Raw genomic sequence first — 14,519 nt, 5'->3', positions numbered from 1 at the left:
TTTTTTGCACCTGCACTATGTTGGTGCGCCTGAACGATAGATGCATCTAACGAAAGTTCTTCCAATGCGGCTTCAAGGCTTAGAACGCGAAAAATATTATCCAGTACGCCAGCATCAATCCACTTACGAAAACGGCTGTATACACTTTCCCATGGCCCATAACGCTCAGGAAGATCACGCCATGGGGCTCCGCTTCGCGCCAGCCAAATCATTGCATTAAGCATGGTACGGTTTTCTTTTGAGGGACGACCTGGTTTTCCTGTGTTTTCAGGAGGAAGTAAAGTTACTATATGATTCCATTCATCATCTGTTAATTCATATCGTCTCAACATATAAAACACCCCTTTTTCTTTATTTTACCATAAAACGGGGATGCAAAACATTTGTTTTGTGCAACTTTTAATTTTAAAACACGCTCTAGAGTCGTGTTTTAAAATTGCTTTCTGGCAGCTGTGCGTCACAGTTTGTGGGAGATTTGTCCCGGATGAAGGGCGCGTAGCGGGCTACGTAACCTGAATTCGGGGCAAATACTTGCCGTCAAAGTAGGGGCGTGCAGATGTACAGGAATGAATTTTCAAACACGCTCTAGTACCAGCACCTATCTCTCCCTTCGCATCTCCACAATATCATACAAATCCTCAAAAGATATCTTAGTATTCACAATCTTCAGGATTCTTGCAGTATCATCTATTCTGGACACCATACCCGTCAACTTCAGGTATTCATTTTTACAGAAATATACGACTGTTACAATATCATTTTTCTGCACCTGGCGAAGTTTCCGGCTCAGTTCTTCCTGATATTCTTCTAATAGTTCAATCTTCGGGACCACAATTTTTTCTTTCTTCCGTAAAACTTCCGGATACCCTTTTAATGCAGCGAACGGCATAAACTGTTTTGCCCGTTCTTCTCTGGTCATTTTAGACACCACTTTTATGCCCTCCTATCTGGCGGTTCCGCTCCATTGTAGTTGCCCCTTCCTGCAGGTTCATTCCCTTTAGAATTGCATTTTTTCCGAACTTCTCTTTGATATCCAGCATTGCTTTCTGCATCTTATGTTCCCTTTCCAGCTCTGCAGGATCCGTAAATAAATCATACTGCTGATACATCTCATCCACAACGTTATTAAAAGTTAAATATACTCTGTGCACAGGAGTGTGCCTGTCCACGATCTTTTCATACAGCCTCTGTGTATAGGCGATGATCTGCTTTGCGGAGCTGGTGGTCACGGTCATGGATGTTGTCCCATGTGACGATTTCTTCTCAATGCGGTTAGAATAGCCCACATAGAGGGTAATGGAATCCGTAACAAGACCTTTATCCACCAATTCCAGACAGAGTAAATCCGCCATTTCTTTTACGATAAGCTTTCCTTTTTCATAGTCATAATCGCAGCCCAATACCTGACCGCTGGATATGGAATTTGACTTGGACTTATATGCTTTGATATCTGCCATTGTAGTCGTTTCTCTTCCCCAGGCATGATCAATCAGTAATTCCGCATCAATACCAAACAGCTTGTACAGCATCGACTCATCTGCTGCCGCAACCTGCTTCATCGTATATATGCCCATCCGTTCCAGCCGTTTTGCAATTCCTGCACCTACCCTCCAGAAATCTGTGAGCGGCTTATGGCTGCTCAACGTCTTCCGGTAAGCTTCTTCATCCAGAATACCAATATGGTCTTCCACGTGTTTTGCCGTTATATCAAGGGCAATCTTCGCAAGATACAGGTTTGTTCCAATCCCACAGGTTGCCGTAATTCCTGTAGTATCAAGGATATCCTTCATGATTTGCATACTCAGTTCTTTTGACGTCATCTGATACATGGCTAAATAGTCCGTTACGTCCATAAATACTTCATCAATCGAGTAGACATGGATATCTTCTTTTGCTATATATTTCAGATAGATGGCATAGATTTCTGCGGAATATTCCATATATAACTGCATTCTGGGCGGTGCCATTATATAATCTATATGTGCCGGAATCTGGAATACCCTGCATCTGCCCGGAACCCCCTGCTCCTTCATGGACGGTGAAACAGCCAGACATATTGTCTTCTCTGTCCGTTCCGGATCCGCTACTACAAGATTGGTTGTCATTGGATCAAGACCGCGCTCTACGCACTCCACCGAAGCGTAGAATGATTTCAAATCAATACAGACATAGATTTTATTTTGTGACATCCATTTCACCTCACTCTTATTTTAATCCGGACCGTGTCAGAATATTCATCCATCTGCACGCAAAAGCCCTGCCATTTAACCTGGCAGGACTACTTGCTGCAACTATTTTCATAATCACTATTCCTGTTTATCTTTTAATTCCATTTTATTGATACACGATGAATCGTCCATCTTTAGCCGGAGTAATGGTACCTGCTGATGTAACCGCCTTAGTTACAATATCATATGATAAGATATCCGTCTTTGAACAATTTTGCAGACACTCTTCCGGTACGGAGCCTTCCGTAACAGCAATTGTGTAACTGCGCGCAGTATCAATTGCCTTCCCATCCGCCGCAGTGATTTTTTTCACTCTGCTGCCAGGCTCTGCCGTAGGGTCAAATTCTATTTTCAGTCCGGAAAAATAATAAAACCATCCGGTCTGGTTATTCTCCACACTCACAGAATATTCAAGTACTTTCCGTAAATCCTCACCACTTATGGATGCCTTCCATAATGCTCCACTATCGTTGGCTTTTAAATCCGGCATAATGCGGTCTATATCTGCAGCAGTAATATCCCCGGCATATATCCGTCCGCTGATACCCTTGCCGTTGTAGCATCCATCCTTGCCATTGTCAAGAATAAGTGCCAGTTCACAGTCTCCCCAGGCACGCATGGCATCAGCCACAAAGCTGCCTGTGTCTGTCAGTGTAAAACTCTCGCTTGCTTTGCCCAGTACCTTTGAAGGCTCCGCCGCCGGCGGTGACAGATTCTGTTCATCTACCATGCTGATAACCTCTGCCTTGCTAAGCTTCCCCTCCAACATCCCGGCAAGACCTTCCTGCAATGCATCCTGGGCATTCTCCAATGTAGGAAATACTGCATAGCGGCCCTGGTTCAATGCCGGAAGCAGCTCTTCTATTTCAGGAACATCCGGCGGTGCTGCATCAATCAGGCTTGAGAACATCGCGCCTGTATCCGCCGCAAGTGTCTGCTGGCCTTCAACTGTAGATATATAATTCATCAGCTCCATAACAAGTTCATATTTCTCCTTGTTGTCCGACTCTGCCAGATGCTTGTTGAGCCCAATATAACATACCATATAGAGACGTGCCCAGTCATTATTACTACCGGGATTAAAAAATGGCATAAGGGCAAATTCATCCGTAGTACCGGTTTGTTCATATCCCATTTTTGCCATCAATGATGAATCCTCCACCATTGCACATTGACGGGTAAAAAGCATCTTCTCCCGTTCCGAATAATTAATATCCAAATCAGACGATTTCCATACACCGGCATCTATCATTTGCCGGAACACATCCAGTGCCCCGTCAAAGTGCTTGCCGAAGCTGCCTTTTCCCTGATTGTAATCATCCATCCATTCCAAATCCTGTGGACGGCTAAAGTAACTGCCAAAATTGTAGCCCGTAAAAGCAGTAGCCAGTACTTCGGGATTCTCAAATCCCAATTGAATGGAACGGATACCACTGGCTTCAATTGTCTGACACAATTTCAGAAAGCCTTCAAAGTCCTCGGGTATTTCCCAGCCATTTTCCTGAAACAGCGTTTTATTATATACAATCCCCCTTACCTGAGCCGGTCCGGGCAGATAATAGAGCTTTCCATCTGTGGAAATATCATTTAACATGGATGTATTATAGCGGCTGGAGAATTCCATTCCGGAAAGATCCAGCAGCCGGTCACTCCAATACTCCTTGCCCACATCTAAAGGCCAGGTCATGACGATATCCGGAAGATCGTCATGTTCCAAGCGTGCAGCATATTCCTCTATTCCCATATTACGTGTAAAATTTCCAACCTGTACGATATCAATTTCAGGAAACTTTTCCTCTACCGCCTTTTCAAACTCATTAATGGAAAATGCATACTTAACCAGAACTGTTATTGGTGTCTTTCCCTTAGCGATAGCCTTCTGGGTTAAAATATCTTCATTGTCCGAAACCTTTGCCCCACAGCCCGGCAAACATAGCAGAAGTGTCATCATAATTATGATCATTAACACTTGCCTCTGAATCTTCTCAGATCGTTTAAGCACTCTCATCAGTTCCCCCTCTTAACAAGAAACGTTATCTGTCACTAATTTTTCAAACGCTGGGATATCCATTGGCCTTGCAAAAACGTACCCCTGTATGTAGTCGCAGCCCGCGCGTTTGAGCATGTCTACCTGCTCCCGTTCTTCCACGCCTTCGGCAACTGTTTCCATTGACAACGCTTTTGCCATGCTTATAATATTTGTTACCACAGCCTCTGTGCGGCTCAAATCAACACCTTCTCCATGGAAAAATATTTTATCCAGTTTAAGTACATCAACCGGAATCGTCTGTATCAGATTCAGTGAAGAATATCCGCTGCCAAAGTCGTCCATTGAGCATTCAAATCCTGCTGCCTTAATATTCCGGATAATATGAATCAGACGGCTGCTATTTTCCAGCACCATACTTTCTGTTACCTCAATTTCAATCAGTGACCTATCCATGTTATACTTATCGGCGATCCGGATGTATTCAAAAAGGAAATTGTTATCTCTGAAATGCAGACGGGAACAGTTCACTGATATTCTTACCTGTGCCATTCCCTGATCAATCCATCTGCGTAATGTGCGGCAAACCGTTTCAAACACAAATAAATCCAGTTGGATGATAAAACCGTTTTTTTCAAAGAGTGGAATAAACTCATCCGGATATATCATACCCTCCGTGACACTCTTCCAGCGGACAAGAGCCTCCGCACCGCCAATTCGTTCCTCCGGCAACCGGTACTTGGGTTGTAAAAATACCACAAACTCTCCGTTGTTAAGCGCTGTTTCCATTCTGTCTTCCAGCTGCTTTTCACGGAGAAGCTGACGTCGCACCCCATCGTCATAAAAAGCACATCGCAGCTTACTGTCAACTGTACGGTGTGTTTCACGTAAAGCCAGCTTTGCCCTGTCAATCATTTGCGGGAATGTCAGAGTACTGTTCTCAATCACATAAATGCCAAATTCCATAATCGGCAGGCTCCATGCCACATTCATATCCAGAACATTCTGCTCCGCTTCTGTGTGCCATCTGCCGAATTTCTCCAGTAATTCCGATTCATTGGAAAACTCCATTAGTATACAGAAATTATCTGCTGACTGCCTTCCCATACACTCTCTTTCCGATATCTTTTTGTTCATAAATTCGCTAAAAAACCGCAAAATGGCATCACAGTTAATACGTCCAATTTCATCATTAAGCACTTTGAACTTGACAATATTGGTGTAAACCAGTGCATATTGCATATTATGATCCGAAGTAAGCAGCTCCTCTGCCAACTCATAAAAACGCTGTATCGTATGTCCACCGGTTATATCATCCACATAAGCAATCTGTTCCAGCTTGCGTTTATGATTGTTAAAAATATACACCAGTGCCGCCGCCAGTCCGGCAAAAGTAATGGTGATCAATCCACATATAATCAGCGTAGATTGCAGCAGTAAATTTGACTTTTCGTTTACAACCTCTACCGGAACAAAGGAAAGCAGGTACCAGTCATCCGGAGCTACCGGAGTATAGACCATATAAGTCTCCTGACCATCCAATTTAAAACGGATCTGCCCGGATGCATTGACAGACATTTCCTGCATCACATCGTCCAGTTCCTTTTCCCCGATGATTAATCCTTCCAGGGTAGAAAAGATATTGTATCCGCTCTTAAAGGCATAAGTGGAAGATGAACGTACCACAACAGCCCCCTTCATGGTTACAATCTGGGAATATGCCTGATCGTTGAATGATGACATTGACAGCACCTGGTCAAAAGAAGACGGAGCGTAGCTCACAGCCAGTGCAACTATGTTTTTACCGTCAATGCTCATGTTGTCCAGTGGAACGGAAAACAGTATGTACTCCTTATTTTGGATTATCTGAGTGGTTGACATCGAGTCCTTTCCACTGAGCAGATCCTTCCGAACCGATTTATCAAGTGTGAGAAAGGTCTGTGTATTGCTTAAATCATATGCCGTGCCATCCGTATCGATAAGAAAAATGCTCTCATAGCTCAAGCCTTCCTTTTGCTTCTGCAGCATTTTCTTAGCTTCATCCATTCGACTGATGTCTGCATATTCCAGGGAAGCCGCCATTGTATGAAGGACATCGTAATTGTCATTAACAATACGATCCACATTTTCTCCTATACGTCTTGAGATCTCCTGGAGATATGCTTCACTCTCCTCCCGTATTGTGGAAGATAACCGACTGTAATATTGAAAGCTAAATATAGTAATAAGGATACATATAATAAAAAATATCAAAAATACTCTGTGATACATCCTTAAACTAAAAAAAGGATTTTTCTTTTCCTTCCGGATCATTTTGCTTCCTCCCACTTTCTTTTATGAGAACAGTTGATTTTATAGTATTATTATAACACAATTTTAAAATCTGTCGATATGTGTATAGTGAATATATAATCAATTTTTTTGAAAAAAATTTCTTTATATATACCTTAATTGTCGTAAAATTCGCAATTAACATAAGCACAGACTGTTTTCAGCCCAAAAGGCATGCCGGAGCATATTTTTATTTTAAAATATCGTTAATAAGTCGGCTCATTTCTTCCGGCGACCTGCGTGGTTCTTCCTCAGACCACAGAACCGTTGCTTTCCAGAACCCTGCAAGTTTCACTGCAAAAGCAAATTTATATCTTTTGTAATATTCCGCCAGTTCTTCTTCATCCAGATGGTCCGGCACATGTCCCACTTTTTTGGCAACCTCATATATAAGTGAAAGCAGATGATCTTCTATAAAATAAAGCAGATGTGCTTTGTTCATTAACATCAGTATATCAACATGATTTTCCCAGAACTCAAAATATGATTCCGCAATACTTTCCTGTGTTTCTGCATGATTAATTATAATTGTATTTGCAAATTCATTCATGAGAAGCTTCGTAGTATATTCGATCACTTCGTTTTTTGTTTTAAAATAGCGGTAAAAGGTTCTTCTTCCCAATCCGGCTTTATTGACTATCTGGGAAATTGTAATATCCTGATAATCTTTATGCCTCAATAAATCAAATAGTGCATCTATAATCCATTTTTTAGTTTTGTTTTCTTCCTTCAAATTCATCGATCTACTCCTTATTGGCACAAAATTAAAAATATGTATCACTTCGTGGGATCATATTGTATTGCCCTGATAATCGTATTATACTAGTGCATAAATAAATGCACAAGTGTGCCACGTTATTTGTTGTTTCATTTTGCTGCCTGTTTAACCAGGCGGCAACTATTTTACCCGTCAGTTAGTCATTTCTAACTTTTTTATAATAACGTGCACTGATTAGGAGGACTATATGAACATCGTAAATGCAATTCATCTGACAAAAAAATATGACGATCTGCTGGCTGTTAATAACATCAGCTTTCAGATAGGGAAAGGGGACATATACGGTTTTGTCGGCCCAAACGGAGCAGGAAAGAGTACTACCATTAATATGATTTCCGGTCTGCTTATTCCCGACAACGGAAAAATTGTGTTTGAGGAAGGCTTCACTTTTGATAAATGGCATGCGAATATTGGTCTGGTACCACAGGATTTAGCTATATATCCGGACTTATCAGCCGAAGAAAATGTGTCCTTTTTTGCTTCTCTATATGGGCTAAAAGGGAAAGTTCTGAAACTACATGTAAATGAAGCATTGAAATTAGTAGGGCTTGAAGAACATAAGAAAAAAAGATCAGATAAATTTTCCGGAGGTATGAAACGAAGGCTGAACATTGCCTGTGCAATAGCACATAAACCCAAACTGCTGATCATGGACGAACCCACTGTGGGTATCGACCCCCAATCCAGAAACTTTATTTTAGACAGTATACGAAAACTATCCCATAATGGAACAACTGTGATCTACACTTCACATTACATGGAAGAGGTAGAAGAAATCTGCAATAAAATTCTGATAATAGACCACGGGAAAGTTATCATAACCGGCGGGATACAAGCGGTTAAGGATAAGTTCAGCAAAGATAACGAATTATCATTAGAAGAAATTTTCTTATTATTGACCGGAAAGGAGCTTAGGGATTCATGATAGCCAGAATGTATTTAAAAGAAATCAAACAGTTTTTCCGTAAACCGTTTAACATTTTATTCATGCTGGCAGCCCCTGTAATTCTCATTTTACTTATGGGATATGCCATGTCAAATCTAATAGGAACAACCTGGGCAGAACCTTCGTCAGAGCATACCGTATTATTTTTTCTGGAAAAAAACACAAGTCCGGACCTTTGGCAAAAATTTTCCTCATTTAAAGAATCTATTGAAAATGGGATGGATTTTCCATTTAAAGAGACAGACAGCTTCGATAAAGGATGTCAGGAAGTAGATCAGCATGAAGCGATTGCATTGATTAAAATATCATCAGACGGCTTCTATTATTACCGCTCTCCATATAATGAGCCAGCAGAAAGCAAGATGTTAAGAACGGCATATCAGACACTTTTGCGTTCATCTGAAAATATTGCCCCTGCTTCTTTTATTGAGACAAAAGAAGTTCAGCAGAAAACCATTGATTCTTATACTTATTTTACCTTTGCGGAACTGGGTTTTATTATGATATATCTGTGCCTGATTGTAGGACAGAGTGTTTATTCCGAAAAGGAAGCAAAGACTTTTGAGCGGATCTATACTTCAAAAGCCAATATCAGTAAAATGCTGCTTTGTAAAATAGCCCTTGGCTGTACGGTGGCGAGCATTCAGATATTCCTCGTATATGCCATCTCAACCTATGTCCTGCACGTTGATTGGGGAAATTTAACTGTTCTGATATTTTTCTTATATATTTTGCTGGCATTGTTCAGTTCATCATTTGGCGCAGTAGCCGGACTTTTCATAAAGAAAAAAACGACACTCAATGATATTCTTTTGATGGTGTCAATTTTTATTGGCTTTTTAGGAGGAGGACTTACTCCTTTGTCTTTTTTGGAAACTATAAAAGCAGTGTCATTACTTTGTAAACTCAGTCCTTTATACTGGGTAACAAATTCTGCCATTATTCTGTCCGACGGAAAAATTGACGAAAACTTTTTGTTAGCTCTTGTTGTTTGTATACTTGTCATAGCTTGCATGGCTTGCATTTATTTAATAATCAGACGAAAAGAAAAATTAAAGGGGGTTTATGTTTATGAGTAATATATTGAAAAATTCCTGGATGTTATTTACCAGAAATAAAGAATATTTTTCAAGCATCGTAGTCTCACCGGTTATCATTCTCCTGCTATTTTCTTTTGTCTTATCCTTTCAATCTAAAGTGAATATTGCTGTTATTAACCAGGATCAAGGCCGATTTGGTACAAAAATAGAAGAAATCATCCAGGATATAGACTTTGTCAAACCGCTTAAAATTGATCTGAAAGAAGTAGAAAACGATATCCGAAACGGGAAAATAGACCTTGCGGTTATCATTGAAAAAAATGCATCCGGCATGGATCTGAACATGGAAAAACCGATACGTTTTATAAAGTCACAAAATTCTGAACTATCCGGTTATATGGAAACCATTCTGAATACAGCCATAGCTAATTATAATTCGGGTAATTCAGTCCAATTTACAATATCACAAAATCAAGTATCCGAAAAAGGGGTTCCTATAACAAACGCTTTGGGGATGGTTATTTTTAAAATGATTGGTTCAGCTTCCATACTTGCAGGTTTAATCATCTCAGAAAAGAAAAATGGGATAAAAAACCGAATTTATATCAGTAAAACAAAATTATGCACATATCTGATCGGGCGTGGCAGTATTCTTTTTATACATCTATTATTGTTTTCGTTCATTTACTTTATAACAGCAAAGCTGTTCAACTTCGATTTTGGAATGAAATATCCTGCGCAGATATTAATTATCTTCGGTGTATTGGGAATATTTACAACCGCTTTTGGCCTGCTGCTGTCTGCTTTTGCAAATGATGATAATACTGCATGGCGATTTGGTGTTCTAGTATTGCTGCCGGCTTCCATATTGTCAGGTGCACTATTTCCTTTTGATGCAATGCCAGAAAGCCTGCAGACGGCGGGAAACCTTTTCCCTCAGCGTTGGATAACAAATGCGATCGAAATCCTGCAAAACGGCGGCAGCTTATCCGATACTTTCTTCCCTTTAATTGGCGTGCTGTTATTATCAGCAGTGTTCTCTGCTGCAGCAAGCGTCCGGTTAAATAAAAGCCTGTCTTAAATTGTTTTTATATGGATTTATCCCGGAAACCGTATTCTCTGCGTAGATTTTGGAATACCCCCATAAATTTTTTCCCACTTTCCATTATGGAACAGTTCATATTGTGCAAAGGAACAGGGCAGGCCATTTGCAGCGGTGATATCAGAACTGTCCATAAGCTGAAAATGCAGATGGGGAAACATGGAGTTTCCAGTATGGCCAATGTTCCCCAGAACATCTCCTCTTTTCACCGTTTGCCCGACTGACACTCTGATAGAATCAGGTTGCAGATGGCAGAATGCTGCATAGACACCATTACCATGTTTCAGAATGATGTAATTACCGGTTAAATTTTTTATATCATCGCTCCCAGGATTAAATTTACTGTTAGCTCTGGCACGTTTGAAATCTGAAAACAATCGTGCCTTTTCTCTTTCGAGGCAATGCTCTTCTATTTCTACAATGGTACCCTCACATGGAGCATAGATATCCTTTCCATAACAATAACACTTGTTCACAGGTACACCGGACAGAAGATAGTGTAAGGGAGTGACGCTATAACAGGGATTCCCCTTTTGCATCCAATCCACCTGAAGAAAGTCGTAGGCATATCGCGCTCCTAATATATTTGTTCCGTGGCTGGGAATACGTGTCCCCGGCGTATTCGGGACGGACCATTCACCCCGTAGAGGAAAATCAACAACAATTGGTTTCATGAGTTCTTCCATTTACACCTCCATTTGAGCTTCCGGATTATAAGCTTCCGGCTTATAAAAAACATGCCTCAATTCTGTAAATAAATCATCCAATGCTTTTTCCATAGCTGTATAGTCTAAATGCGAATACTCGGAATTTCTGATGTCTTCTAACATCTGATTGGCAAATCCAGTACACGACCATAAAATTATATGTTTACTTTTTTCGATCTCTAAATCCGGTCTGAATTTGGATTTGTCTATGGTATCAAATATTGTTGGATAGCAATCTGCATCCTTCTTGCTGCTTCTCTCCTTTAATTCATTATTTATTTCACTGGAATTGGTAACCGCAGAAAGTTTATTAAATTCAAATATCCAGGGATATTCTTTTAATAATTTAATCTGCAGTAAATAAGATTGATGCAGCCTCTTTAATAAATCCAATTCATCATAATTGATTAACTGGTAATATTCTTTATTAAGCAGTTCCGAAAAGTAGTCAAAAACAAATAGAAAAAGTTCTTGTTTACTTCCTATATAATGAAACATTAAGGCTTTGGAAAATCCGGCTTCCTTCGCAATCACATTTGTTGAAGCGTTGTCAAATCCCCGTAGTGCAAATTCTTTTAGTGCGGCATTCAAAATAGCATTGCGGCGGCTTGTATCTAAATCTGATAATTTGGCTGGCATGTATTTCCTCCTCATCTGCTGGCATTTATATAGGTTCATATATATGCGATGATATTGACCTTATAGGTTAATGCCATTGTACATCTTTTTACCTGACAGGTCAATGGATTTTTCGGCATCTATTCAAACTTTATGGACTATTAGATTAGAAAAATAATGCATAGACGAACTTTTTGGTATATGGTAATAATTAAATAATACATTTATTTACAAACGTAGTCAGAAACCGGGCTTTCTATGATTCATTCTTGATCATAGAAAGCCCGGTTTATAATCTGTTATATCCTAATTACCAATAAGGCAAAATCATTCGTAAATACAATGATTCCCGCTTTATTATGGTTCAAAAACTGTTAATTCTGCTGCGTACCGAAGTATAGTGACCGCATCCCTGCTATCTGCCAGATTATCTCCATTCATGTCTGCGATCTGCAGCTGTTCCTCTGACAGTTCTTCCTTCTCTGCATTATATTTCAACAGTTTAGCAGCATCTTTCGTATCTACCACACCGTTTAAATCAACATCTCCCAACAGCCGTACCTCCAGGATTTCTATAATCAGCTTCTTAAGGGCTTCTCCTGTCATATCCTGATCTGCATTCTGGTTATCATAAACTGTCTGCGCTTCTGCAGTCATCTCCGACAGCCCCTCCATACTGGCTTCGAGATATTTTTTGGCATCTTTAAGGATTTCATTTGCTTTATCCAGTGCGTTTTTCAATTCTTCTTTGTTGCCTTTTCTTACAAGTGATACCATGGCATCTGCCAGTTTTTCATAAGCCGTATTCATCTCCTCCGGGGATGCCTGGCTGTTTTCTGCTGTTTCTTTTGCCTGAGCCAGTATATCCTTCAGGTTCTGTACGCTTATAGCTGTATACTGATCTTGCATTTTCAATATTTCTTCTGCCTTTTGAATCAGGATATCCAGCCTTGTGTCTGCTTTTTCTACCATCATAGATGTCACTGCCGTCAGCAGTCTTGTAGTTGCTTCGTTGATTGTTCCCTGATCTGCAAGATTGCTGTCAAATACCTGCTGTGCCTGCAAAAGTGCTTTTCTGACTTCTGCCACGCTTTCCTCTGTGTACTGAGACAGGCCTGCTGTATCTGCAAGAATTGCCTCTGTCCCTTCTATGGCTGCCTTCAGGCCTGTCTTCTGTGGGCCGTTTTCTACAAGAAAGCATGCTGTAATCAGATTTATAAAAGCTTCATCTGCCTGCTCCTGAGTGACAGACGGGTCTTTTAGAATCGCTCTTGCTGCATTTAAAGCTTTCGCCACTGCTGCCCAGGTTTCTTCCGTATAACACTGGTTTTCTTCCTGTTCCTTTTCCATTGCCTCTGCCATGGAAATTGCCAGATTCAGGCTCGTCAGATCTGCATCCGGTGCCTCGCTTCCTTTCTCCACATAGTGAAGTATTACGTATCGGTATACGCTCTGGGTGATGCCGTCCTCTGCAGTGACAAACATCTCAACCGCATTAATTCCCCTAAGCAGCGGAACCGTTATGGTATCTGTTTGAATATTGCCTAATTCATTACCATTTAAAAGTACCTGCACCGACGCACCCTCTGTTGGAACTACCTGGAAACGAACTGCCTTATTCTCATATTCAGCTGCAATATAATACTTCTGATTTTTATCAAATTCTCTAAAATCCGTCTCTTCACATAACACAGTCTCCAGATTGCTGTTGGAAGCTGCTTCCGGTATCTTCATATTTGTCTGAACAGGCTCTGCTGCCACCACCGGCACACCTGCCGCCCCATTGGAAAGCATTGGTATCACGACCGGTTTAAAGTAAAATCCGTTCAAACTGTAGGGCACCCTGATTTCAGTTCCCTGATATCCATCCAGAATCTCATAATTACCATCGGGGGCATCCGAAACCATCCAGCGGATTACATCGTTTACTTTTTCTGCACTTGTCAGATAATCTGCAGTCAGACTCCGGCTATTTTCATCATAGGCCGCCTCCACACTGCTGACTTCCTGAATCACCGCTTCTTCTCCAAACGGAACCGCTTCTTCATTTACCATAAAATCCCGGAACCGGATAACCGATGTTCCGTCACCGCAGGTACAAAGAATGCCCGCCTTTAAGGAATCATCAAGCCCTGTATTTTCCACTTCCTGTACCAGATTCCAGGTGCTGCCGTCCGTACTGTAATAGCCGCGGATAACAGACTCTGTTTTTTCCAGTTTCAGATATATGATTTCTCCAAAGATATCATCAATCCCTGATTCGGATGGGTTTCCTTCTTTTTCTGTAATTACATTCAGCTTTGGATTTCCATTGGCATGTTTTCTCTGAATCGCAGTATAATTATCTGCATCACGGTAGAAGACAAGCCCCGTTTCTTCGTATCCCTGATGTGTCTTTCCTTCCATTTCTACAGTTATGACAGCCTGACTGGAATCAGCCAGTTCCGCAAGTACAATATTCGTAGCGCCATTGCCTGACTCCCAATCTCCCGCTCCCGATGGACATATATAAAGATCCTCCTGATCCAGTCCCCAGGTTCCTTTTACCGGATTTAGAATCGTAAGTGCATTGGAAAGAACCTTGGTATTCTCCCTGATCACTACCAGCTTTGCTGCTGATATACCGTTGGAAGCAGTTCCCTTCACAAGTACCGCACCTGCTTTTTTGGCGGTAAGAAGACCGTCCTGGCTGATAGCTGCTGCGTCAGAAGCCGCTCCTGTCCTGATATCCTCCACCGTATAAACCACATCTTTCATCTGCGCATTTTCCGGATATAGGGCA

At 41.0% G+C, this 14,519-nt stretch carries 13 protein-coding genes; 4 read left to right on the top strand and 9 right to left on the bottom strand.

Annotated elements, in window-relative coordinates; translation table 11 throughout:
• The coding region (locus tag RHS_RS12520) for an IS5 family transposase (protein WP_047833381.1) at window positions 1-332 on the bottom strand (332 nt) is incomplete at its 3' end.
• A 40-nt stretch (window positions 333-372) separates the two neighbouring features.
• On the opposite strand from RHS_RS12520, the gene RHS_RS30935 reads away from it, so the two are divergent.
• Window positions 373-516 carry a DUF6783 domain-containing protein gene (locus RHS_RS30935; protein WP_395022241.1) on the top strand — a complete coding sequence of 48 codons (144 nt, stop codon included), beginning with the start codon at window positions 373-375 and terminating at the stop codon, window positions 514-516.
• 82 nt (window positions 517-598) lie between these two features.
• On the opposite strand, the gene RHS_RS12515 is transcribed toward RHS_RS30935, so the two are convergent.
• The 5 genes from RHS_RS12515 to RHS_RS12495 all read right to left on the bottom strand — a co-directional run bounded on the left by RHS_RS12515 (window position 599) and on the right by RHS_RS12495 (window position 7,285).
• The gene (locus tag RHS_RS12515; RefSeq protein WP_027292553.1) at window positions 599-919 is read right to left on the bottom strand and encodes a YolD-like family protein; all 321 of its coding nucleotides are present in this window, start codon (window positions 917-919) and stop codon (window positions 599-601) included.
• A 1-nt stretch (window position 920) separates the two neighbouring features.
• Window positions 921-2,189, bottom strand: a complete 1,269-nt coding sequence (locus RHS_RS12510) for a DNA repair protein (protein WP_027292552.1) — start codon at window positions 2,187-2,189, stop codon at window positions 921-923.
• Between the two features lie 145 nt (window positions 2,190-2,334).
• Window positions 2,335-4,236 carry an extracellular solute-binding protein gene (locus RHS_RS12505; RefSeq protein ID WP_047833380.1) on the bottom strand — a complete coding sequence of 634 codons (1,902 nt, stop codon included), beginning with the start codon at window positions 4,234-4,236 and terminating at the stop codon, window positions 2,335-2,337.
• Between the two features lie 12 nt (window positions 4,237-4,248).
• A complete protein-coding gene (locus tag RHS_RS12500) occupies window positions 4,249-6,486 on the bottom strand; it encodes a GGDEF domain-containing protein (RefSeq protein ID WP_330572612.1) in 2,238 nt (745 codons plus the stop codon).
• A 250-nt stretch (window positions 6,487-6,736) separates the two neighbouring features.
• Window positions 6,737-7,285: a TetR/AcrR family transcriptional regulator gene (locus RHS_RS12495; RefSeq protein WP_047833378.1), complete on the bottom strand. Its 549-nt coding sequence runs from the start codon at window positions 7,283-7,285 to the stop codon at window positions 6,737-6,739.
• Window positions 7,286-7,511: 226 nt separating this feature from the next.
• Here RHS_RS12495 and RHS_RS12490 point away from each other — a divergent pair, with 226 nt between their 5' ends.
• Genes RHS_RS12490 through RHS_RS12480 form a run of 3 tightly spaced genes read left to right on the top strand, consistent with a single transcriptional unit; the run spans window position 7,512 to window position 10,391 of the window.
• Window positions 7,512-8,249: an ABC transporter ATP-binding protein gene (locus RHS_RS12490; RefSeq protein WP_047833377.1), complete on the top strand. Its 738-nt coding sequence runs from the start codon at window positions 7,512-7,514 to the stop codon at window positions 8,247-8,249.
• Window positions 8,246-9,349: an ABC transporter permease gene (locus RHS_RS12485; protein WP_047833376.1), complete on the top strand. Its 1,104-nt coding sequence runs from the start codon at window positions 8,246-8,248 to the stop codon at window positions 9,347-9,349. The genes RHS_RS12490 and RHS_RS12485 overlap by 4 nt, the downstream gene beginning before the upstream one ends.
• On the top strand, window positions 9,342-10,391 hold the full coding sequence (locus RHS_RS12480; protein WP_047833375.1) for an ABC transporter permease: 1,050 nt from the start codon (window positions 9,342-9,344) through the stop codon (window positions 10,389-10,391). The genes RHS_RS12485 and RHS_RS12480 overlap by 8 nt, the downstream gene beginning before the upstream one ends.
• A 17-nt stretch (window positions 10,392-10,408) precedes the next feature.
• Here the strand turns inward: RHS_RS12480 and RHS_RS12475 are convergent, their stop codons facing one another.
• The 3 genes from RHS_RS12475 to RHS_RS12465 form a co-directional block, all read right to left on the bottom strand.
• Window positions 10,409-11,098, bottom strand: coding sequence for a M23 family metallopeptidase (locus tag RHS_RS12475; RefSeq protein ID WP_047833374.1), 690 nt, complete (start codon window positions 11,096-11,098; stop codon window positions 10,409-10,411).
• Window positions 11,099-11,758, bottom strand: a complete 660-nt coding sequence (locus tag RHS_RS12470; RefSeq protein ID WP_044288894.1) for a TetR/AcrR family transcriptional regulator — start codon at window positions 11,756-11,758, stop codon at window positions 11,099-11,101.
• Window positions 11,759-12,094: 336 nt separating this feature from the next.
• Window positions 12,095-14,519, bottom strand: a 2,425-nt coding sequence (locus tag RHS_RS12465) for a DUF1349 domain-containing protein (RefSeq protein WP_047833373.1), incomplete at its 5' end; no start/stop codon positions are given.

Origin of the sequence: Robinsoniella sp. RHS, assembly GCF_001029355.1 — a bacterium.
Lineage (GTDB): Bacteria > Bacillota > Clostridia > Lachnospirales > Lachnospiraceae > Robinsoniella > Robinsoniella peoriensis.
Note: the sequence above shows the minus strand (reverse complement) of the source record. Positions and strands in the feature narration are given on the sequence as shown.